General features: G+C 69.9%; 20 protein-coding genes. 9 read left to right on the forward strand and 11 right to left on the reverse strand.

The window, feature by feature from the left end:
* Positions 1-377: 377 nt before the first annotated feature.
* Together Ari01nite_RS20020 and Ari01nite_RS20025 are read right to left on the reverse strand one after the other, a co-directional pair.
* Positions 378-1,121 carry a LytR/AlgR family response regulator transcription factor gene (locus Ari01nite_RS20020; protein ID WP_203782794.1) on the reverse strand — a complete coding sequence of 248 codons (744 nt, stop codon included), beginning with the start codon at positions 1,119-1,121 and terminating at the stop codon, positions 378-380.
* Positions 1,118-2,311 carry a sensor histidine kinase gene (locus Ari01nite_RS20025; RefSeq protein ID WP_203782795.1) on the reverse strand — a complete coding sequence of 398 codons (1,194 nt, stop codon included), beginning with the start codon at positions 2,309-2,311 and terminating at the stop codon, positions 1,118-1,120. Before Ari01nite_RS20025 ends, Ari01nite_RS20020 begins: the two co-directional genes overlap by 4 nt.
* A gap of 185 nt (positions 2,312-2,496) precedes the next feature.
* On the opposite strand from Ari01nite_RS20025, the gene Ari01nite_RS20030 reads away from it, so the two are divergent.
* Positions 2,497-3,378: a poly(ethylene terephthalate) hydrolase family protein gene (locus tag Ari01nite_RS20030; protein WP_203782796.1), complete on the forward strand. Its 882-nt coding sequence runs from the start codon at positions 2,497-2,499 to the stop codon at positions 3,376-3,378.
* 43 nt (positions 3,379-3,421) lie between these two features.
* On the opposite strand, the gene Ari01nite_RS20035 is transcribed toward Ari01nite_RS20030, so the two are convergent.
* The 4 genes from Ari01nite_RS20035 to Ari01nite_RS20050 form a co-directional block, all read right to left on the reverse strand.
* Positions 3,422-5,143 (reverse strand): sodium:solute symporter family protein, encoded by a 1,722-nt coding sequence (locus Ari01nite_RS20035; protein WP_203782797.1) that lies wholly within the window; start codon positions 5,141-5,143, stop codon positions 3,422-3,424.
* Between the two features lies 1 nt (position 5,144).
* The gene (locus tag Ari01nite_RS20040) at positions 5,145-5,507 is read right to left on the reverse strand and encodes a DUF3311 domain-containing protein (RefSeq protein ID WP_203782798.1); all 363 of its coding nucleotides are present in this window, start codon (positions 5,505-5,507) and stop codon (positions 5,145-5,147) included.
* A gap of 156 nt (positions 5,508-5,663) precedes the next feature.
* Positions 5,664-7,253 (reverse strand): sugar transferase, encoded by a 1,590-nt coding sequence (locus tag Ari01nite_RS20045; protein ID WP_203782799.1) that lies wholly within the window; start codon positions 7,251-7,253, stop codon positions 5,664-5,666.
* Positions 7,254-7,422: 169 nt separating this feature from the next.
* On the reverse strand, positions 7,423-8,325 hold the full coding sequence (locus tag Ari01nite_RS20050) for an Fpg/Nei family DNA glycosylase (RefSeq protein WP_203782800.1): 903 nt from the start codon (positions 8,323-8,325) through the stop codon (positions 7,423-7,425).
* A gap of 33 nt (positions 8,326-8,358) precedes the next feature.
* On the opposite strand from Ari01nite_RS20050, the gene Ari01nite_RS20055 reads away from it, so the two are divergent.
* Both Ari01nite_RS20055 and Ari01nite_RS20060 read left to right on the forward strand, forming a co-directional pair.
* Positions 8,359-9,537 carry a glycosyltransferase family 4 protein gene (locus Ari01nite_RS20055; protein WP_203782883.1) on the forward strand — a complete coding sequence of 393 codons (1,179 nt, stop codon included), beginning with the start codon at positions 8,359-8,361 and terminating at the stop codon, positions 9,535-9,537.
* A gap of 30 nt (positions 9,538-9,567) precedes the next feature.
* Complete coding sequence (locus Ari01nite_RS20060) at positions 9,568-11,112, forward strand: arylsulfotransferase family protein (protein WP_239162865.1); 1,545 nt, start codon at positions 9,568-9,570, stop codon at positions 11,110-11,112.
* On the opposite strand, the gene Ari01nite_RS20065 is transcribed toward Ari01nite_RS20060, so the two are convergent.
* The 3 genes from Ari01nite_RS20065 to Ari01nite_RS20075 are packed head-to-tail and all read right to left on the reverse strand — an operon-like array spanning position 11,109 to position 13,646.
* Positions 11,109-11,891: a CDP-alcohol phosphatidyltransferase family protein gene (locus tag Ari01nite_RS20065; RefSeq protein WP_203782801.1), complete on the reverse strand. Its 783-nt coding sequence runs from the start codon at positions 11,889-11,891 to the stop codon at positions 11,109-11,111. The genes Ari01nite_RS20060 and Ari01nite_RS20065 overlap by 4 nt on opposite strands.
* Complete coding sequence (locus Ari01nite_RS20070) at positions 11,866-12,927, reverse strand: iron-containing alcohol dehydrogenase family protein (RefSeq protein WP_203782802.1); 1,062 nt, start codon at positions 12,925-12,927, stop codon at positions 11,866-11,868. Before Ari01nite_RS20070 ends, Ari01nite_RS20065 begins: the two co-directional genes overlap by 26 nt.
* A complete protein-coding gene (locus tag Ari01nite_RS20075) occupies positions 12,915-13,646 on the reverse strand; it encodes a phosphocholine cytidylyltransferase family protein (protein ID WP_203782803.1) in 732 nt (243 codons plus the stop codon). The genes Ari01nite_RS20070 and Ari01nite_RS20075 overlap by 13 nt, the downstream gene beginning before the upstream one ends.
* Positions 13,647-13,761: 115 nt before the next feature.
* On the opposite strand from Ari01nite_RS20075, the gene Ari01nite_RS20080 reads away from it, so the two are divergent.
* The 3 genes from Ari01nite_RS20080 (at position 13,762) to eccB (ending at position 17,522) form a co-directional block, all read left to right on the forward strand.
* Positions 13,762-14,856, forward strand: a complete 1,095-nt coding sequence (locus Ari01nite_RS20080; RefSeq protein WP_203782804.1) for an aminotransferase-like domain-containing protein — start codon at positions 13,762-13,764, stop codon at positions 14,854-14,856.
* Between the two features lie 106 nt (positions 14,857-14,962).
* A complete protein-coding gene (locus Ari01nite_RS20085; protein WP_239162866.1) occupies positions 14,963-16,090 on the forward strand; it encodes a magnesium and cobalt transport protein CorA in 1,128 nt (375 codons plus the stop codon).
* A gap of 43 nt (positions 16,091-16,133) precedes the next feature.
* Positions 16,134-17,522, forward strand: a complete 1,389-nt coding sequence (eccB, locus tag Ari01nite_RS20090; RefSeq protein WP_203782805.1) for a type VII secretion protein EccB — start codon at positions 16,134-16,136, stop codon at positions 17,520-17,522.
* A 30-nt stretch (positions 17,523-17,552) separates the two neighbouring features.
* On the opposite strand, the gene Ari01nite_RS20095 is transcribed toward eccB, so the two are convergent.
* Positions 17,553-18,116, reverse strand: coding sequence for a hypothetical protein (locus tag Ari01nite_RS20095; RefSeq protein ID WP_203782806.1), 564 nt, complete (start codon positions 18,114-18,116; stop codon positions 17,553-17,555).
* A 206-nt stretch (positions 18,117-18,322) separates the two neighbouring features.
* On the opposite strand from Ari01nite_RS20095, the gene Ari01nite_RS20100 reads away from it, so the two are divergent.
* Together Ari01nite_RS20100 and Ari01nite_RS20105 are read left to right on the forward strand one after the other, a co-directional pair.
* Positions 18,323-18,853, forward strand: a complete 531-nt coding sequence (locus Ari01nite_RS20100) for a peptidylprolyl isomerase (RefSeq protein ID WP_203782807.1) — start codon at positions 18,323-18,325, stop codon at positions 18,851-18,853.
* Positions 18,854-18,867: 14 nt separating this feature from the next.
* Positions 18,868-19,776, forward strand: coding sequence for a rhomboid family intramembrane serine protease (locus Ari01nite_RS20105; RefSeq protein ID WP_203782808.1), 909 nt, complete (start codon positions 18,868-18,870; stop codon positions 19,774-19,776).
* Positions 19,777-19,789: 13 nt separating this feature from the next.
* Here the strand turns inward: Ari01nite_RS20105 and Ari01nite_RS20110 are convergent, their stop codons facing one another.
* Positions 19,790-20,200 carry a PH domain-containing protein gene (locus Ari01nite_RS20110; protein ID WP_203782809.1) on the reverse strand — a complete coding sequence of 137 codons (411 nt, stop codon included), beginning with the start codon at positions 20,198-20,200 and terminating at the stop codon, positions 19,790-19,792.
* Between the two features lie 36 nt (positions 20,201-20,236).
* Here Ari01nite_RS20110 and Ari01nite_RS20115 point away from each other — a divergent pair, with 36 nt between their 5' ends.
* The gene (locus tag Ari01nite_RS20115; RefSeq protein WP_203782810.1) at positions 20,237-21,367 is read left to right on the forward strand and encodes an acetyl-CoA C-acyltransferase; all 1,131 of its coding nucleotides are present in this window, start codon (positions 20,237-20,239) and stop codon (positions 21,365-21,367) included.
* Positions 21,368-21,417: the final 50 nt, after the last annotated feature.

Below are 21,417 nucleotides of genomic sequence, written 5' to 3' on the forward strand. Positions count from 1 at the left end.
GCCCACCGACCCGGGCAGCAGCCTATTGATCACCGGTGCAGGCACGGCGCGCAGTTTGTGAACAACCTGTGGAGGATGACCCACCAAATCTTGCCCCCGACACCCCCGGCGCGGCTCCCGGCATGCGGTGGCGGTGTCCGGCGGCAGGACAAGAGACGCGCCGCTCGTGGAGCGCGCCCGCGGCGATCACCGCGCATAACCCACGCGAACGGACAATGGCCGTCTTGCCGGGTAGTTGGCATCGCGACGCCACCGCACCATGGAGAAGACTCGCTCGAACCCGAGCTCTTGGCGAGGGCGGTGGGGTCGGGGCCGGGAAGGGTTGCCTGTGGATAAGTCTGTGGAGAAGCGGGTTTGGCTGTGGATGAGCGTGTGGATTAGCGGGTCCAGTCGTTCTTGGCGGCCCTGATCAGCTTGTCTTTCAGCTCTCGGGTGTGGCGGCGGCTCACCGGGAGTTCGACGCCGTCGACGCCTACCACGTAACCCGAGTTGGTCAGGCGCAGCTCGGCTATCAGGCGCAACTGGACCAGGTAGGAGCGGTGGATGCGGACGAAACCGGCATCGGCCCAGCGCTCCGCGAGCGTCGCCAGCGAGACCCGCACCAGGTGTGAGGCGTCCGAGGTGTGCAGGCGGGCGTAGTCGCCCTGGGCCTCCACCCAGCGGACGGCCGACCGGGGCAGCATCCGGGTGGTGCCGGCCAGCTCGACCGGGATCGTCGGCTCCTCGGCGGGCACGGCAGGAGTGGCCACGGGGGCCAGACGCACCCCGGCGACCCGGCGCAGCGACTCGCCCAGGCGTTCGGCGCGCACCGGCTTGCGGACGTAGTCGGTCACGCCCAGGTCGAAAGCGTCCACGGCGCCGTCGTCGTACGCGGTGACGAAAACGATCGCCGGCGGTCGCGCGAAGCGGCGCAGGATGCGGGCCAGCTCCATGCCGTCCAGGCCGGGCATGCGGATGTCCAGGAAGACCGCGTCGACCTCGGTGTCGCGCAGCACGCGCAGCGCCTCGGTGGCGTCGCCGGCGCGGTGCACGTGTGCGACCCGCCCGTCCGCGTTCAGCAGATAGGCCAACTCGTCCAGGGCGGGCGGCTCGTCGTCGACGGCCAGGACCACCAGGCTCATGCCCGTACCCCGGGATGGAATTTCGGCACCCGCATGCTCACCTTCGTACCCGCGCCGGGCGCCGTCTCCACGACGAGCCCGAAATGGTCGCCGAAGACCGAACGCAACCGCTCATCCACATTTGTCAGGCCGACATGCTGGCCGTCGTCGGTCTCCGGAAGCCCGGGGGCGAAGACCGCCGGATCCATCCCGACGCCGTCGTCCTCGACCGTGATGTGACACTCCGCGCCCGCGTCACGGGCTTCGATGCTCACCATACCGACGCCCGGCTTACGGGACAGTCCGTGCCGCACCGCGTTCTCGACCAGGGGTTGCAGGCACAGGAACGGCAGGCCGACCGGCAGCACCTCGGGCGCGATCTGCAGCCGGACCTGGAGCCGGTCGCCGAAGCGGGCCCGCTCGATGGTCAGGTACCGGTCGATCGAGCGCAGTTCCTCGGCCAGCGTGGTGAAGTCGCCGTGCGCCCGGAACGAGTAGCGGGTGAACTCGGCGAACTCCAGGATGAGCTCGCGCGCCCGCTCCGGGTCGGTACGCACGAACGACGCGATCGCGGTCAGCGCGTTGTAGATGAAGTGCGGGCTGATCTGTGCCCGCAGCGCCCGCACCTCGGCCCGGGCCAGCCGCTCCCGGGACGAGTCCAGCTCGGCCAGCGCGATCTGTGAGCCCGCCCAGCGCGCCGCCTCGGCGGTCGCCTGCACCAGGCCGGGCGCCGGCTGGTCGTCGGCCACCGCCACCAGCGCCGCCGCGGCCCGGCCGTCGGGGCCGGACATCGGCGCCACCACGGCACCCCGGACCGCGCAGTCCACCCGGTCGCAGGGCAGGTCGGCGGGGGTCAGCACGACCGTCCGGTGGGTGCTGAGCGCGCGCTGGCAGGCGGCCGTGAACTGGTCGCCGTGGTGGCTGCCCCGGCCGTCGAAGGCCAGGCAGGTGTCCTCGTCGACGATCGTGAGGCCGACCGCGCCGACCAGCGCCCGCAGATGGCGTACGGCCTTGCCCGCACTGGCCTGGGTGAGCCCGGAGCGCAGCGGTTCGGCGGCCAGCGCGGCCGTGTGCAGCACGTCGTACGTGGCCCGCTGCATCGCCGTGGCGATGCCCCGCCGAGCCCGCAGCCGGAGCACCGCAACCACCGCGGCGGCGACGCCGGCGAGGACGGCGATCACCGCCAACACGCTTCCGACCTGACTCGCCACGCAGCAGATATTGGCGCGTGAGGCGGGTCGCGTCCAGTCGTCCATACCTTGTTGGCAGGTAGCCAATTGGTATTACCGCGCAGTAACAAGGTCATCAATAATTCATGAAGTTCAATTTTGTCCGCGCGGGCCTCACCCACCGTTGCGGACTCCGGTTCACACACCCACACCCCTGGGGAGTGCCCATGTCCGTTTCCACCACATTCCGGAGAGCCTTCGTCTCCCTGCTCGCCGTCGCCGCCCTCACCCTCGGGTCGGTCGCGTCGGCACCGGCGGCCCTCGCCGCGGCCAACCCGTACGAGCGCGGCCCCGCGCCCACCACCGCCAGCATCGAAGCGTCCCGCGGATCCTTCGCCATCGCCCAGGTCACCGTCGCCCGGTCCAGCGTGAGCGGATTCGGCGGCGGCACGATCTACTACCCCACCAGCACCGCCTACGGCACCTGGGGCGCGGTCGCCATCTCGCCCGGGTTCACCTCGTCGCAGTCCGCCGTCTCGTGGCTGGGCCCGCGCCTCGCCTCACAGGGCTTCGTCGTCATCACGATCGACACGAACAGTGTCTACGACCAGCCGGACAGCCGCGGCACCCAGCTGCTGGCCGCGCTCGACTACCTCACCGGGCAGAGCTCGGTCCGCACCCGGATCGACGGCACCCGGCTCGGGGTGATGGGTCACTCAATGGGCGGCGGCGGCAGCCTGTCCGCGGCCCGCACCCGTACGTCACTGCAGGCGGCCATCCCGCTGACGCCGTGGCACGGCACCAAAAGCTGGACCGGCGTGCGCACCCCGACCCTGATCATCGGGGCCGAGAACGACACCGTGGCCTCGGTCACCTCGCACTCCGAGCCGTTCTACACGAGCCTGCCGAGCACGCTGGACAAGGCGTACCTGGAACTCAACAACGCCAGTCACTCCGCGCCGACCTCCACCAACGTGACCGTCGCGAAGTACAGCATCTCGTGGCTCAAGCGGTTCATCGACAACGACACCCGCTACGAGCAGTTCCTCTGCCCGGCACCGACCGGGACGGCCATCCAGGAGTGGCGGCAGACCTGCCCGCACTCCTGATCTGAAAGGAGAAGGGCGGCCCCGTCGCCAGGGCCGCCCTTTCTCATAGCCGTGGATAGGAGTTTCGGGACGGGTCGTCGGCCGGCGGCCGGCCGTTGCCGTGCCGCGGCCCGATCGGGACGAAGAACGAGCCACCCGGCGGAGCCGCCGGAGTCACCGGTTCGCCGTCCAGGATCTCGGTCATCCGGCGCACCGTGGGATCGCCCTCGTCCGCCACGTAGTCGTGCTCGCGAGTGTGATCCCGGCCGTCGCGCACCCCCATCAGCCGGAACAGCGGAGTCACCAGCACGACCACCAGCAGGTTGACCGCCAGCGCCACGATGCCGACGTAGATGCTGGCCTCGCTTTCGATGCCCAGGTTGCTGAGCGGCCAGGCCGACCCGCCGAAGTGCTCCCGCACGACCTCGCGGCCGTCCACCCCGCCGTACTTGGGCACCTGCCAGAGCATCACGAGACCGGTCACCAGGCCGGCGCCGATGCCGACCGCCAGCGCCGACCGGTGGAACCAGTTGGTGTAGAGGCCGAGGGCCACGGCCGGCAGCGTCTGCATGATCACCACGCCGCCGATCAGCTGGAGGTCGATCGCGAACTGCGTGTTCAGCAGCAGGATGACCAGCAACGCGCCGAACTTGACGGTCAGCGACACGGTCTTGCTGACGTACGTCTCCTCCTTGCTGGTGGCGTCCGGCCGGATGTATTCGCGATAGATGTTGCGGGTGAACAGGTTCGCCGCGGCGATCGACATGATCGCGGCCGGCACCATGGCACCCACGCCGATCGCGGCGAACGCCAGCCCGGCGCACCAGTCCGGGGCGTTGTCGTTGAACCACTGCGGCACGACCGTGTTGCTGTTGCCGCCGACCGGGGCGGTCTTGCTGAACAGCGCCGCGAACCCGAGCAGCATGAGGATGCCGAGGGTGAGCGTGTAGAGCGGCAGTGCGGCCAGGTTGCGGCGCAGCACGCCACGGTTCCGGGCGGCCAGCACGCCGGTGAGCGTGTGCGGATAGAGAAACAGCGCCACCGCCGAACCGAGTGCCAGCGTCACGTAGTTGAGCTGGCTCGCCGACGAGAGCAGCAGCCCGTCGTCGGTGCGCGGGGTGGCGGCGTACCGGTCGGCGGCCAGCCGGAACACCGGCTCCCAGCCGCCCGGGATCATCGCGACGATCAGCACCACGGCGAGCACCGCCCAGAGCACCAGCGCGTCCTTGATGATCGACACCAGTGCCGGGCCGCGCAGGCCCGAGTTGAACGTGTAGAGAGCCAGCACGATGAACGCCACGGTCAGCGGCCAGCCCTTGGGCAGGCCCATCACCTCGAAGACGGCCTCGATGCCGATCAGCTGGAGGGCGATGTAGGGCATGGTGGCGACGATGCCGAGCACCGCCACCAGGGTGCCGAGGCCGCGCGAGCCGAACCGGGAGCGGACGAACTCGGCCGGCGTCACGAAGCCGTGCACGTGGCACACCGACCAGAACCGGGCCAGCACCACGAACAGCATCGGATAGACGATGACCAGGAACGGCACCGGGAAGAACCCGGCGGCGCCGACGCCGTACACCAGGGTGGGCACGGCCACGAACGTGTAGGCCGTGTAGACGTCGCCGCTGAGCAGGAAGAACGTCACCCAGTTGCCGAACGCCCGGCCGCCCAGGCCCCACTCCTCGAGGCTGTGGATAGAGTCCGGCTTGCGCCACCGGGCCGCGGCGAACCCCATGATCGTGACGGTGCCGAAGACGAGGACGAAGACCGTCAGCTGCACCGACATGTCACTTCACCCGCCGGTGCACGAACGTCATGATCACGCTGGCCAGGAACGCGAAGCCCAGCTGTGCCCAGTAGAAGAACGGGATGCCGATGAACGTCGGCTCGATGCGGTTGTAGAGCGCCGGCACCAGCGGCAGCACGATCGGGATCCACAGCAGCCAGTGCCAGCGGCTGGCGTCCTCGCGTTTACGGGACCGCCGCAGCCCGTGTTCGGGTGGCGCGGGCGGTGGCGCCGGACGAGCGCCTGGAACGGTGCGCCACTCCCCGGTGGCGTGTCGTGGGCCCGGACGGTGGGTGCGGCCCACCTGCTCCTGGGTCGGTACTGAGAGCGGCCACTGGGGCGGCCCGGATCGCAAATTCGACATGCCGGCCTCCGGAGGGTGCTGTACTGCCCACCGCGCGACATGCTTTCAGTGACTTGGATCACTCGTCACCAGGTGCACCGATCATGTTGACCGAAGCGTTATCTTCCGTGACTCAGCGCGAACATATTTAGATGGATGTCTGCGCAAAGTGACCGTTCAGTAAGCACCCTTGCGCTTGAGAACGACCCAAATTGTCCGCCAGAGGATGCCCAGGTCGTACGTCAGCGACCAGTTGTCGACGTAGTACAGGTCGAGCCGGACCGCCTCGTCCCAGGACAGGTCGGAGCGCCCGGAGACCTGCCAGAGCCCGGTCATCCCGGGGCGCACCAGCAGCCGGCGCCGCACGTCGCCCAGGTAATCGCCGTCGTCGGCCGGCAGCGGCCGCGGACCGACCAGCGACATCTCACCCTTCAGCACGTTGATCAGCTGCGGCAGCTCGTCCATCGAGGTGGCCCGGAGCTTGGAGCCGAAGGAGAAGATCCGCGGATCCTCCTTCATCTTGAACATCATGCCGTCGGACTCGTTGAGCTCCTCCAGCGTGCGTTTGCGCTCCTCGGCGTCCACATACATGGTGCGGAACTTCCACACCCGGAAGGTGCGGCCCTCGTGGCCGACCCGGGGCTGCCGGAAGAACACCGGGCCCGGATCGGAGATCCGGATGCCGATCGCGATGGCCAGCAGGAACGGCGTGAGCACCAGCAGCCCGAGCCCGGCGGCCACCCGGTCCAGCAGGTTTTTCACCAGCCAGCCGGGGCCGGACAGGGTCGGCTCCTCGACGTGCAGCAGCGGCAGGCCCTCGATCGGCCGGATGTGCACCCGGGGGCCGGCGATGTCGGTGAGCTGCGGCGCCACCACCAGGTCCACGCCGGTGCCCTCGAGCTGCCAGGCGAGCCGCCGCAACTCTCCGGGTTCGGCGCTGGCGGAACCACACACAGCGATGGTGTCCGCGCCTACTTCCCGTACCAGCGCGAGCACGTCGCGTCCCGCGTAAACGGGCACCGGGGTCTCGATGCCGCGGGCCGCCGCATAGCCGTCGGTGAGGTGGATTGCCACCGGGATGAGGCCGGCCGCCGGGCTGCGGGTGACCGCGGTGTAGACCTCGAGCGCCTCGGGCAGCGTGCCGACCAGGACCATCCGGTGCGCGCCGTGGCCGGTGCGGCGGCGCGCGAGGTGCAGCACCTGGCGGGCGATCACGCGATCGAAGAGCAGGAAGATCAGGGCGCTGATCGAGACCAGGGCCACGGTGCCACGGGACAGCTGGGTCTTGGTGGCGAAGGCGAGCAGCGACACGCAGGCCACCACGGTGACCGAGGTGCGCACGATGCGCTTGAACTCCTCGCTGCCCAGGCCCAGGTAGCGGCGGTCGTACGTGCCGTTGGCCCAGAGCAGGGCCAGCCAACCCAGCGGCAGGACGATGTAGGCGAAGACGTAGAACAGTTCGGCGTCGTGCAGGAATAACAGGTCACGGTTCTGGAAGCCGGATTTTGCCTTCTCCAGGAAGGTCTCGGCGAGATAACTGGCCAGCAGGACCGAAACAAGATCAAGCAAAATCAGGATCGTCGTGTACGGGCGATGCCAGCGTGACAGACGCTTGTGCTGACGGTTCCACGCGGATCGGGGTACCCCGTTGCTCGGCGGCGGGTCCTGCTGCCACTCGAAGCTGTCGTACGGCACGGGTTTGCTCCGGCTGCTGTCGGTAACCGGGCGATGCAGGCTTGTCGTCACGTCGCCTACGTCCTCCCGCATCCGGAAAAGATTACGCACCGCCACGAGCTTTCGGGTCGGGCCCGGGTCGGCCGCCACCCTTCCGCGCCGCGCTGGTCGCCTGGGACCGAGCCACTATACCGATGGAACGCGCGTAAGGGAGCGTACGTCGGTCGCGCTATACCGCCCCGAGTGGGTCGTTTACGGACGGTTAGCGAATCAGCTTCGAGAGGCGGCGATCGGCCAGCGGCTTTCCGCCGGTCTGGCATTTAGCGCAATATTGCAGGCTCTTGTCGGCGAAGGAGACCTCACGCACCGTGTCGCCGCAGACCGGGCAGGGCAGGCCGGTGCGGGCGTGCACCCGCATGCCGGCCCGCTTCTCGCCCTTGAGCTCGGCGGCCTTCTGGCCCACCGACCGGGCGACCGCGTCGGTCTCGATCACGCGCATCGCCTCGTACAGCGTATGGAGTTGTTCGTCGGTCAGTTTGCCGGTGAGCGCGAAGGGCGACATCTTGGCCGCGTGCAGGATCTCGTCCGAGTACGCGTTACCGATGCCGGCGAGCACCTCCTGGTCGGTCAGCACGCCCTTGATCTGACCGTTCCGGGACCGGATCCGGGCGGCGAACTCGTCGGCCGTGACGGCCAGCGCGTCCGGGCCGAGCCGGGACACGCCGGGCACCTCGGCCGGGTCGCGCACCAGGTAGGCCGCCAGCGACTTCTGGGTGCCGGCCTCGGTGAGGTCGAACCCGGAGCCGTCGTCCAGCCGCATCCGGAGCGCGATGGGGCCGCTGCCCGGCTTGAGCGGGGCCGGCGACTTGAAGGTGTCGCGGTAGTGCAGCCAGCCGGCCCGGGCCAGGTGCACGATGAGGTGCAGGTCGTCCGCTGGACCCTCCCGCGGCGGAAAACCCGATGCAACCCCAGTCGAAAACCCGATGTCGAGGAACTTGCCATGTCGGCCGGCCGCGGTCAGCGGCCGGCCGGCCACGGCCGAGGCGGGCGGATCGTACGTCTTGAGCGCGCTGAACGAGGACACCTCGAGGCGCTCCACGGTGTGGCCGACCGCCCGCTCGCGCAGATAGGCCGCGAGCGCCTCGACCTCGGGAAGTTCCGGCACGCGGTCAACGGTAGCGTTCCTCGCGTGAACCGGCTGAAGGTCGTCGTTGCGCACAACCGGTACCGGGAGGCGATCCCGTCCGGCGAGAACGTCATCGTGGACACCGAGATCGCCCAGTTGCGGGCGGCCGGCGTCGAGGTGCTGCCGTTCCAGCGCAGTTCGGATTCGATCGGCGACCTGCCGGCGGCCCAGAAGGCGCTGCTGCCGCTCGCCCCGATCTACGGCCGCGAGGCGCAACGCGACCTGGCCCGGCTGCTCACCACGGAGCGGCCGGACGTGCTGCACCTGCACAACCCGTACCCGCTCCTGTCGCCCTGGGTCATTCGCACTGCCCACGCTCATCAGGTGCCGGTGGTGCAGACCGTGCACAACTATCGCCAGGTGTGCGCCTCGGGGCTGTACTTCCGGGACGGGCACAACTGCCAGGACTGCAAGGGCCGGCTGGTGGGCTGGCCGGCCGTCAAGCACCGCTGCTACCGCGGCTCGGCGGCGCAGAGCGCGCTGATGGCCACCACGCTCGCGGTGCACCGGCCGACCTGGCGCTCGGTGGACCGCTTCATCGCGCTGACCGACCGGATCGCGGCGCACCTGCGCGACTACGGCATCCCGGACGAGCGCATCGTGATCAAACCCAACGGCCTGCCCGATCCCGGCGAACCGGATCCGCTGGGCGAGGGTTTCCTGTACGCCGCCCGCCTGTCCCCGGAGAAGGGCCTCGACCTGCTGCTGGACGCCTGGCGCCGGCACCCGGACGGCGCGCTGGGCCCGCTCCGGATCGCCGGCGACGGAGATCTGCGGCCGCTGGCCGAACAGGCGGCCGCCGAACGCGCCGACGTCAGCTATCTAGGGGTGCTGGACCAGGACGGGATGAGATCCGCCCGGCGCGCGGCGGCCGTCGTGATCGCCGTGCCGACCTGGAACGACGTGCTCCCCACGGTGATCCTGGAGGCGATGGCGAGCGGTCGCCCGGTGCTCGGGACGGCGGTGGGCGGCATCCCGTATCTGCTCGGAACCGATGCCGCGGGGTGGGTGGTGGCGCCGGAGGCGGCGGCGTTGGCTGCCGCGCTGCCGGTGGCGCGGACCGAGGCGGGGCGGCGCGGCAAGGCGGCCCGGGACCGTTACCTCCAGCACTTCCACCCCGACGTGCTGACCGCCCGATTGATCGACATCTATAGCGAGATCACAGCAAACTCCAATCATTCGCCCAGTTAGATTTCGCGGCCGATCGGGAAGGCTGGGCGGGTGACGGAATCTCCCCGGGTCTCCCGCAGGAATCTGCTCCTCGGCGTGGGTGGCGCCGCTCTCGTCGGCGTGGCCGGCGGCGGCATCGGCTACGCCTTGGGCAACAAACCCGCCAAAACTGACCAGTCAGAAACGGCCGAGGGCGCCACCACGGCCGCCGACGCCGGACCACCCAAATACCGATCGCGCCCCGACCTGCGCACCCTCCCCGACGTTACGATCACCACGCAGGCGAACGGGACGGTTCCCGGCCTCATCTTCCTCACCCCCGCCTCCGGCGCCGGTCTGTGGGGACCGCTGGTGGTGGACGAGAAGGGCTCGCCGGTCTGGTTCAAGAAGGTGCCCGACCCGGCCACCGTGGCGATCGACTTCAAGGTGCAGCAGTACCGCAACCGGCCGGTACTGACCTGGTGGGAAGGCACCATCGGAGGCACCGGCGGCCAGGGCGTCGGCCAGGGCGAGTTCGTGATCGCCGACCAGTCATACCGGGAGATCGCCCGGGTCCGGGCGGCCGGCACCGAGCAGGCCGACCAGCACGACTTCGTCGTCACGCCGCGCGGCAGCGCCCTGTTCTGGGTGTACGACCCGGTGCCGTACGACCTCAGCAAGCTGGGCGGCCCGGCCGACGGCGTGCTGCACGACGGCGTGATCCAGGAGATCGACATCGCCACCGGCCGGAAGCTGTTCGAGTGGCGCGCGCGCGACCACGTCGGCCTGGACGAGTCGTACGCGCCGCTGCCGCAGGGCGAGTCGGCGCATCTCCCGTACGACTACTTCCACGCCAACTCGGTGGGGCTCGCCGCCGACGGCAACATCATCGTCTCGGCCCGGCACACCTGGGGCTGCTACAAGATCGACAGCCGGACCGGGAAGATCATCTGGCGGCTGGGCGGCAAGAAGACCGACTTCCCGCTGGACGAGCGGTCCACCTTCTCCTGGCAGCACGACATCCGGCAGCGGCGGGACGGCACGTACGCGATGTTCGACAACGGCGCCGGCATCACCAAGCAGCGCGAATACTCCCGCGGCCTGGTGCTGCGTCTCGACGAGAGCGCCCGCACCGCGACCTTCGTGGCCGAGTACGTGCACCCGGACAAGATCTCGGCGCCCACCCAGGGCAGCTTCCGGGAGCTGGCCGACGGCGGGTCGTTCGTCGGCTGGGGCCAGATGCCGCACTTCACCGAGCACAACACCGATGGGACCGTACGCCTGGCCGGTCATCTGCCACTGGACAACCAGTCCTACCGCGCCTACAAGGCGGAGTGGGCCGGCACCCCGCTCGACCAACCGGCACTCGGCCTGCGGGTCGAGGGCGGCAACGTGATCGTCAGTGCGAGCTGGAACGGCTCGACCCGGGTGAGCAAGTGGCGGGCCCGCTCCGGCACCCAGCCGCGCGCGCTCGCCGGCGCACCGGTGGAGGCCGACCGGACCGGTTTCGAAACCACGCTCACCGTCCAGGGCACGCCGGAGTACGTGGTGGTGGATGCGCTGGACGCGAACGGCAAGGTGCTCGGCACCTCGTCGGCCATCCCGGTCCGGGTCTAGTGCCCGCGCAGTGACTCGCGCGCCGAGAACATCGCGCTGGCCGCCAGGAAGGCGCCGTTCACCAGGGTGAACAGGCCGATGAACCAGATCGTCCACTGTGGCGAAACGGTGAGCACCAGGCCGGCCAGCGCGATCACCGCGCCGTAGTCGCGGACCAGCTTGACCAGCCGGACCGGCAGCGACCGGCTGCTCACCATGCTGGCCGCCTTGTCACCGGTCTGCATCACCGAGGTGACCAGGTTGACCATCCAGGTGCCGGCGAACGCGGCCAGCAGCCAGGCCGGAGTGTCCGGCACCTGGGCGGCGGCCACCGCGGCGACCGCCGAGACCAGGGAGATCTGCACGGCTACGTCGCACAGGATGTCGAGCCGGGCACCGGCCAGGCTGGTCTGCCCGGTGACTCGGGCGAGCTGACCGTCGGCGCAGTCGAACGCGTACGCCAACTGCCAACCGGCCAGCGCGAGCAGGCCGATCGGCCAGGCCCAGACCCGGCCGTCGGCCACCGGCCCGGCCGTGGCGATCACCACGAACGAGACCAGGCAGCCGAGACCGAGGTTGGCGACCGTGAGGACGGTCGGCGCGATCGACTTCTTGTGCGCCAGCACCGCGATCCGGGCGCCGACGTGCTGGCTCAGGCCCTCACTGAACAGCCCGCCACCACGGTTGACCGCGTAGTAGTCGGCGGCGGTGGGCGGTGTGCCGGGGGTCTGTCCGGTCGAGTAGACCGACCCGGTGCCGGGGTTGCGCCCCGACTCAGCGCTCGGCGACGGCGTGGACATACTCGGCCAGCTTTCGGCGGATCTCGTCGGGGGTCATCGCGAGATGCTCCAGGATCGTGTAGCGGTCGGGTCGGGTCCGCGGTGCGAAGGCCACCGCGTTGGCGAACTGGTCGGCGTCCAGGCCGACGTCCTCGGGCAGGCGGGGCAGCTGGTGCCGGCCCAGGCAGTCGGACATCTGGGCGAACCGCCGCTCGTCGCCGCGCAGGAACGTGCAGAACAGCGCGCCCAGACCGGCCAGCTCACCGTGCGAGCCGGTGCCGGGGTAGAGCGAGTCGATGGCGTGCATGATCTCGTGGCAGCCGCCGCTGGCCGGCCGGCTGCTGCCGCACACCGCCATGGCCAGCCCACTGGAGATCAGCGACTCGGCCAGCACCGTGACGAACGCGTCGTCGCTCATGTCGCCGGGCATGTTGAGGATCGCCTCGGCGCCCATCCGGGCCAACGAGGCGGCCAGGCCGTCGACCGGTTCGCCGCGCACCTCGCGGGCGAGCTCCCAGTCGGCCAGCGCGCTGATGTTGCTGATCACGTCGCCCACGCCGCCGCGGTTGACCCGGTCCGGGCCGTTCTCCACGAAGTCCAGGTCGACGATCACGCCGAACGGGATGTGCACCCCGTACGAGCCCTTGATGCCGTCGTTGATCAGGCTGGCCACCGGGGACGCGATGCCGTCGTTGGCCAGGCTGGTGGCCACCGAGATCATCGGCAGGCCCCAGCGGTTGGCGGCGTATTTCGCGGTGTCGACGGTGGTGCCGCCGCCGATGCCGACCACCGCGTCGTAGGACCGGGCGCGCAGTTTCGCGGCCAGTTCGAGCGCCGCGTCCAGGGTGCCGCCGGTGGTGGTGTAGACGTCCGCGGAGCCGAGCGTCGGCCGGATCAGCTCGGCCACCTGCTCGCCGAGGCCCGGACCGACCACCACGGCCACGTCCCCGCCGGCCGAGACCCGGCCGTCGGCGAGGATCCGGCCCAGGTCGGCCACCGCGCCCCGGCGCACGTCGATGTGCAGCGGGGTCTGGATGCTGCGGGCTAGTAACGGCATGCGATGTCCCGCGCCTTGGCCAGGTCGTCGTGGTTGTCGACCTCGACCCAGTCGACCTGGCCGATGGTGGCGGCGCGGACCTCGCCACCGCGGTTCGCGTACTCCTGGAAACCGTCCTCGTAGTACAGGTTCGGGTCGCGTTCCCAGGTGGTCTTGAGCGCGTCGGCCAGATCGGCCGCGGCGGACGCCTCGATGATGTTGGCGCCGATGTACTCGCCGAACGCGTCGGCCGGCTCCATCAGCTTCGTAATCTTGGTCAGCTGGCCATCTGCATTGAAGACGGTCTTCATCTCCTCGTCAGCCAGCTTCTTCAGATTGTCGATGGCCAGCAGAATGCTCGGACCACGACCGGCGAGGAGGGTCTGCTCGACGCTCACCGGGTGCACCGTGTCGCCGTTCACCATCAGCGCGCCCTGCGCGAAGTGGTCGCGGGCCAGCCAGAGCGAGTACGCGTTGTTCCACTCCTCGGCCTTGTCGTTGTGCACGAGGCTGATCCGGACGCCGTACTTCTCCTCGAAACCGGCCTGCCGCTTCTCGACGGCCTCGGCGCGGTAACCGACCACGATGGTGACGTCGGTGAGCCCGGCGGCGGCCAGGTTGCGGAGCGAGATATCCATGATCGTGGTGTCGCCGTCGACCGGGACGAGCGCCTTGGGCAGGGTGTCCGTGTAGGGACGCAGCCTGCGGCCGGCGCCGGCGGCGAGTACGAGTCCGATCATGGGGTGCTTCTCCTGTCGCTGGGGGTGCCCCGCGAGGATAACGGTCCGTGTCTCATTGGCCGGACCGCCCAAGGCACCGAAAAATTCTATAGAGGCTGCTCGTAAGCTGTTGCGCATGACCGCTGAGCAGCTGATCTCTTTCGCCCGTGGCGCTCCGTCGCTGGACATCATCGACGTCGAGGGCCTGAAGGCCGCCGCGGCGCGTGCCTTCGACGCCGACCCGGCCGGCATGACCGCTTACGGCACGTCCGTCGGCTATGTCCCACTGCGCGAGTGGATCGCGAACAAGCACGGCGTCTCGGCCGACCAGGTCATTGTGACGAACGGCTCGCTCCAGGCCGACGCCTTCCTGTTCAACCACCTGGTGCAGCCCGGCGACGACGTGGTGGTGGAAAAGCCCACCTACGACCGCACCCTGCTCGGCCTGCAAAATCTCGGCGCCAAGGTGCACCAGGTCACGCTCCAGTCAGACGGCATCGACGTCGACGAACTGCGCACGCTGCTCGAGTCGGGGGTCCGCCCCAAGCTGGCGCACGTCATCCCGAACTACCAGAACCCGGCCGGCCTCACGCTGTCCGAGGAGAAGCGCCGGCAACTGCTCGCCCTCGCGGTCGAGTTCGGCTTCACCATCTTCGAGGACGACCCGTACGTGGACATCCGGTTCCGCGGCGACGCGCTGCCCTCGATGCTCTCCATGGACAGTGACAACGCCGTGGTGCACGCCAGCAGCTTCACCAAGACGGTGTGCCCGGGCGTCCGCGTCGGTTACCTGGTCGGCCCGGCCGCGCTGATCGACGCGATCGCGAAGAAGGCCACCAACCTCTACATCTCGCCCGGCATGGTGTCCGAGGCGATCGTCCACCAGTTCTGCATCTCGGGCGACATCGAGCGGTCGGTCCGCACGGTCAGCGCCGCGCTCGGCGAGCGGGCCCAGGTGCTGGCGGAGTCGCTGCGCAAGCACATCCCGGGCGCGACCTTCACCGAGCCGGACGGCGGGTACTTCCTCTGGGTGGACCTGCCCGGCGACGTGGACGTCGACAAGCTCTTCCCGGCCGCCATGAAAAAGGGCGTGGCCATCGTGAAGGGCACCGACTTCCTGCTCGAGGGCGGGCGCAGCTCGGTGCGCCTGGCGTTCTCGGCGGTCACCGCCGACCAGATCGATGAGGGCGTACGCCGGCTGGCCGCCGCCATCGACGAGGTGCGCGGCTGATCTCCCCGGCGCCGGGCAAGCGGACAGCGCGCCCGGCGCCGAACGGGGCGAGGGTGAAGTAGCCTGCCCCGGGCCCGTCGGGCCGGTCGGTGTGTGGGAGGTAGTGGTGAGCGAGCGCGAATCCAGCAGCTGGAGCCGGAACAAGCCGCTGTCCAGGGCGTTCGCCGCTCCGGTGCGGGCCATGAACAGGATCCTCGGCAGCCCCGCCGACGGCTCCGGCGACGCCGGCTCGGCCGCCGGCGCCCACCCCGCGGTGGTCGACTGTGCCATCTACGTGGCCGGCAGCCGGCTGCCCGGCGAGTTCACTCCCGACGAGGCGCTCCGGGTCGCCTGCGCGCGCGATGACGCGTTCGTCTGGCTGGGCCTGCACGAGCCCTCGCTGGACGAGATGACCGCCCTCGCGCAGACCTACAACCTTCACGAACTCGCCGTGGAGGACGCGGTCAAGGCCGAGCAGCGGCCCAAGCTGGAGCAGTTCGGCACGGTCCACTTCTTGGTCATGCGCACGGCCCGCTACGTGCCGCACTCCGAGCTCACCGAGACGTCGCAGGTGGTCGAGACCGGCCAGATGATGATCTTCGTAGGCGAGCAGTTCGTGATCACGGTGCGGCACGGCGACGCGTCCGAACTCGGCTCGGTCCGGGCCGACCTCGAGGCCGAGCGCGCCGACCTGCTCGAGCAGGGCCCGTGGGCGGTGGCATACGCGGTCACCGACCGGGTGGTCGACCACTACCTGGCGGTCGCCGACCAGGTCGAGGCCGACCTCGACGTGATCGAGGAGAGCGTGTTCGCCCGCGACAAGGGCCGCCCGATCCAGGCGATTTACCAGATGAAGCGGGAATTGGTGGAGTTCCGCCGGGCCGTGGTCCCGTTCCAGCGTCCACTGGCGATGCTCGTCACGATCGTGCCCAAGCGGATCGGCAAGTACTTCCGGGATGTGCAGGACCACCTGACCCGTACGGTCGAGCAGGTGTCCTCGTACGACGATCTGTTGAATTCCATCCTGCAGGCCCGGCTGGCCCAGGTGACCGTCGACCAGAACAACGACATGCGCAAGATCGCGGCGTGGGCGGCCATCGCGACGATCTGGACGGCGTTCGCCGGCATCGAGGGCATGAACTTCGAATACATGCCGGAGCTGGACTGGAAGTACGGCTATCCCGGCGTGCTGACCGTCATGCTCGGCGTCTCGGTGCTGCTCTATCGGGCGTTCCGGCGCAACGGCTGGCTGTGAGGGTTGCCCCCTGCGCATCGACGTAGACCCCTAGAGTGACACCGTGCCGTCGCGTCAGGACCAGTTGCATTCATACCAGTACTCGCTCCAGCGGGTGGTGGCTGCGCTGGTCACACACGACCCCGACCCGTCCCGGTCGCCGCTGCGCCGGGCCGGCATGACGGCCATGGTCAGCTTGCTGATCGCGGCCCTCGCGGTCGGCGCCGCGGCGATCTACGGCCTGCTCACCGGACACACCAATGTGAACCCCACCGACCCGAACGTGGTGTTCCAGGAGAAGGGCTCCGGCGCGCGCTACGTCTACCTCGACTCGGACGACAAGCTGCACCCGGTGCTCAACTACACGTCCGGACTGCTGCTGGCCGGTTCCGAGGCACCGCAGCTCAAGAGCATCTCGGCGGACAAGCTGGCCGGTGTCCCGCTGGGCCCGCCCCTCGGCATCCCGGACGCGCCCGACTCGCTGCCGCGCAAGAACGCGCTGCTCACCGAGCGCTGGTCGGTCTGCACCGACAACCAGGCCGACGACGGCGCGCCGCGGGCCACCCTGCTGGTCGGCGAAAAGATCACCGACGGCACCGTGGCGGCCACCGCCGGCAAGGCGCTGCTGGTGCGCGAGCCGAGCGGGCAGACGTCGCTGGTCTTCAACAACCGGCGGTTCGTCATCCCGGCCGATCGCCTGGTCGCCTCGCTGCGGGCGCTGGGCTGGGCCGACCAGCAGCCCTGGGCGGTCTCGGTGGCCTGGGCCAACGCCGTGCCGCGCGGACCCGACCTGGCCGCGCCGGGCATTCCCGACCTCGGTGACGAGTCGGACGCGGCCGAGTTCGCGGTCGGGCAGCTGGTGGTCGACAACGGCGGCCAGTACTACGTGGTGCTGCGCGACGGCGTCGCGGCGCTGACCGACATGCAGGCCAAGCTGATGCAGGCCGCGGGTGCCGGCCGGGTCGAGGAGATCGGCGCCGAGTTCGTCCAGATCCCCGAGTCGAAGACCCGGGTGAGCGACGCGAACAGCGCGGACGGCCTGCCCGCCGACATCCCGGCGCTGACCGAGGGCACCCCGGCGCGGGTCTGCATGACGCTGCCGGTCGACCCCAAGACCGGCGACGGCATCCGGATCAATCCCACCGTGCCGGCCGGTGCCCTGGTGACCGCCGAGCGCGAGACTCCGAACAGCGTGCTGGCCGACTACGTGCACGTGGCCCGCGGCCGTGGCGTGCTCGCCGTCTCGGCGGCCTCGCCCAGTGCGCCGGTCAGCACCGGCACGGCCACCGTCGTGACCGACACCGGGCTCGGCTATCCGCTGGCCAACCGCACCCTCATCACCAAGCTGGGATACGGCGGGGTCAAGCCCCGGCAGATCCCGGCCGAGCTGATGACGCTGCTGCCCAAGGGCCCGTCCCTCGATCCGCAGCGAGCCCGCACCGCGCTCCAGTAAGCGCGCTGCGGGCCCGGCTGGGAACCGTGTTTACCGAGGGGCCTTCTGGTCCTTGTCGGCCACCGTGCCGTTCGGCGTGGTGTACGCCGAGGGCTCGGCCGGCTCGAACGCGGCGTCGTCCGCCCCGCCGACCGGGTCCGAGCTGATCGGGGCCGGGTCGTACTCGTCCCACTGCGCGGCCCGGCGGCGCTTGGCCACGTAGGCAGCGCCGACGCCCAGGGCGGTGCCGAGGAGCGCGTACCCGAGCAGCCGCGACCCGCGCCGCTTGCTCTTGTTACGGCCGATCGCGGCATTGGCCCGCTTCTGGAGCTTCTTCGCCTGCTTCTTGTTCTGCTTGGCCGTCTTCCTGGCCGACCGCTTGCTCACCTTGCCGGCCTGCCGGACGTTGTCGGTCGCGGCCGCGACCAGCGGCGTGAGCGTTGCCAGGGCGCTGTCCCAGCCGCTGGACGCGGCATCCTTCGCCTTCACGGCGGCCGGTTGCACCCGGTCGACCGCAGCGGCGAGCGTGGGCCCCACGGTCGCGCTGGTCTCCTGAGCCGCGAGCGAAGCCGCGCGCTTGAAGTGATCAACGGACTGGCCGAGCTCATTCTTCATCCGCCGGCTACGGCTCCTGCGGCGCATCGTTGCGAACACCAGTGCCCACCTCCCTGTGGTTCTCTCCCACCGTCATGTTGCCCTCTACCGGTACCCCCGCGCTGCCGGATCAGACACATGGGGGAGGATCCGAAATGCAAAAGGAACTGTCCCATCGCTCCCAAGAGGTAATTCGGGAGCGACCGCGACACCAGACAGGAGTACCCGTGGCCGAGACGCTTTACGCCACCCTGCACACCAACCATGGGCCGATCCGGGTCCAGCTGTTCCCGGATCACGCCCCGGAGACCGTGCGCAACTTCGTGGGGCTCGCCGAGGGCACGAAGGACTACGTCGACCCGCGGACCGGTCAGCCGGGCAACGGGCCGTACTACGACGGCACCATCTCGCACCGGGTGATCGCCGGCTTCATGGTCCAGATGGGCGACCCGACCGGCACCGGCCGGGGCGGCCCGGGCTTCCAGTTCGGCGACGAGTTCCACCCGGCGCTGGCGTTCGACCGTCCGTACCTGCTCGCCATGGCGAACGCGGGCCCGGGCACCAACGGCTCGCAGTTCTTCATCACGGTCGGCCCGACCCCGCACCTGAACCGCCGGCACACCATCTTCGGCCAGGTCGCCGACGAGGAGTCGGCCAAGGTCGTGGACTCGATCGCGACCACCAAGACCGGCCCGGGTGACCGGCCGATCGAGGACGTCGTCATCGAGCGCGTGCAGATCGACCGGGTGGCCGGCTGACGTACCTTTGATGCATGAGTGAGGCTCCCTCGACGGCTCCGGTCTGCTACCGCCATCCGTCGCGGGAGACCTACATCCGGTGCACCCGCTGCGAACGGCCGATCTGCCCCGACTGCATGCACGAGGCCTCGGTCGGTCACCAGTGCCCGGAATGCGTCGCCGAGGGCAAAAAGAGCCAGCGGCCGGCGCGGACAGCCTTCGGTGGCAGCCGCGCCGGCCGGGCCGGCTATGTGACCCGCACGCTGCTCGGCATCAACATCGCCGTGATGGTGCTGTCGGCGATCGTCGGCGGCTCGCGGGCGATGGCCGGCTCCGGCGGGTGGTTCGGTCTGATGGGCTCCGGCACCGAGGTCACCCGATGGGGTGAGGTACTGGGGTATGCACCGTACGTGCTCGGCGGCGAGGTGCACGGCATCGCGGCCGGCGAGTGGTGGCGGCTGTTCACCGCCATGTTCCTGCACTACGGCCTGCTGCACCTGCTGCTCAACTCGATGCTGCTCTGGCAGCTGGGCAACTACCTCGAGGAAAAGCTGGGCCCGCTCCGGTTCCTGGTCCTCTATCTGCTGGCCGGTCTCGGCGGCAACGTCGCGGCGTACGTCTTCACCGCCCCCAACCAGCCGGCGGCCGGCTCCTCCACCGCGATCTTCGGCCTGGTGATGGCCATGTTCGTGATCAACCGGCGCCTCAAGCTGGACATCAGCGCGCTGATCCCGCTGCTGGTGGTCAACCTGCTCTTCACCTTCACGATCCCGAACATCTCGGTGGCCGGGCACCTGGGCGGGCTGGTGGTGGGCGGCGTGGTCGCGCTGGTGCTGGCGTACGCCCCGGCCGGTCGCCGCACCATGGTGCAGGCCGTCGGGTGCTCCGCCGTCTTCGTCTTCCTGATCGTGGTGGCCGCCCTGCGTACCGCCGCCCTTCTCTAAGGCGAGCCCTTCTTCAAAGCGAGGTCAGCCGCAGGTCGGCGAGTTCGGCGGCGACATCCTCCGGCAGCGCCCCCAACTCGTGCGCGCTGAACAGATAGATCGAGTCGCCGGCGTCGAGTTCCAGCAGTTCGCTGCGCAGGCCGCGGTGGGTGCGGCGGTCCACGCGTACCCGCTCCACCTGAGGCCAGGGCAGATGCCGGCGCCGGGCGAACCCGGTGATCACGGTGACGCCGGTGCTGTCCGCCGCGAGGCGGACCGGCGCGATCAGGTCGCGCACCGCCCACACGATCAGCGCGACCGCGGCGACGGCGGCCAGGACCCAGCGCACCGGATCGCGCCCGCTGAAGGCCACGGCCAGGACGATCACGGCGACTGCACCCATCAGCTTGGTGACCGGAAGGACCGGCTTGATACGCCACTGCATGCGAAACATGATGGCATTTCGGGCTACCGTCGGAACATGCGCGATGCGGTGATCGTCGGCGCCGTCCGAACCCCGGTCGGCCGGCGTAAGGGTGGCCTGGCCGAGATCCATCCGGTGGCGCTCTCCGCGCACGTGCTGCGCGCACTCGCCGAGCGCAGCGGGTTCGAGCCGGCCGAGGTCGAGGACGTGATCTGGGGCTGCGTGTCGCAGGTCGGCGAGCAGTCCTGGAACGTGGCCCGCAACGCGGTGCTCGCGGCCGGCTGGCCCGAGACGGTGCCCGGCACCACGCTCGACCGGCAGTGCGGGTCCAGCCAGCAGGCGCTGCACTTCGCGGCCGCGACCGTGCTCGCCGGGCACGCCGACCTGGTGGTGGCCGGCGGCGTCGAGTCGATGACCCGGGTGCCGATGGGCTCCAGCGCGATCGGCCAGGACCCGTACGGCGCCGCGATCCGGGAACGCTACGGGGTGACCTCGTTCGACCAGGGCGTCGGCGCCGAGATGGTGGCCGAGCGGTGGCAGCTGTCCCGTGCCCGGCTCGACGACTATTCGCTGGCCAGTCACGCGGCGGCGGTCCGGGCGCAGGACGCCGGCGAGTTCGACGCCGAGATCGAGCCGATCGCCGGGGTCAAAATCGATGAGGGGGTACGCCGCGACACGTCCCGGGAAAAGCTGGCCGGCCTCAAGGCGCCGTTCAAGACGGGCGGCGTGGTCACCGCCGGGTCGGCGTCACAGATTTCGGACGGTGCCGCGGCGCTCGCGGTCACCACGTCCGAGCACGCGGCGGCGCGCGGCCTGCGTCCGCTGGCCCGGGTGCACACCGCGGTGGTGGCCGCCGACGACCCGGTGATCGTGCTGACCGCGCCCATCCCGGCCACTGCCAAGGCGTTACGCAAGGCGGGTCTCACCCTGAGCGACATTGGGGTGTACGAGGTGAACGAGGCGTTCGCGCCGGTGCCGCTGGCCTGGCTCGCGGAGACGGGTGCCGACCCGGCCCGGCTCAACCCGAGGGGCGGGGCGATCGCGCTGGGTCACCCGCTCGGCGCCTCGGGCGCGCGCATCATGACCACGATGGTGCACCACATGCGACAGACCGGCACCAGGTACGGGCTGCAGACCATGTGCGAAGGCGCCGGAATGGCCAACGCAACAATTGTCGAGCTTCTGTAATTTGACATTCATCGCCCGGTGGCCGATGCTTCCCCGCCCGGCCACCGTTA

The sequence above is a fragment of the Paractinoplanes rishiriensis genome, from assembly GCF_016862375.1.
GTDB lineage: Bacteria > Actinomycetota > Actinomycetes > Mycobacteriales > Micromonosporaceae > Actinoplanes > Actinoplanes rishiriensis.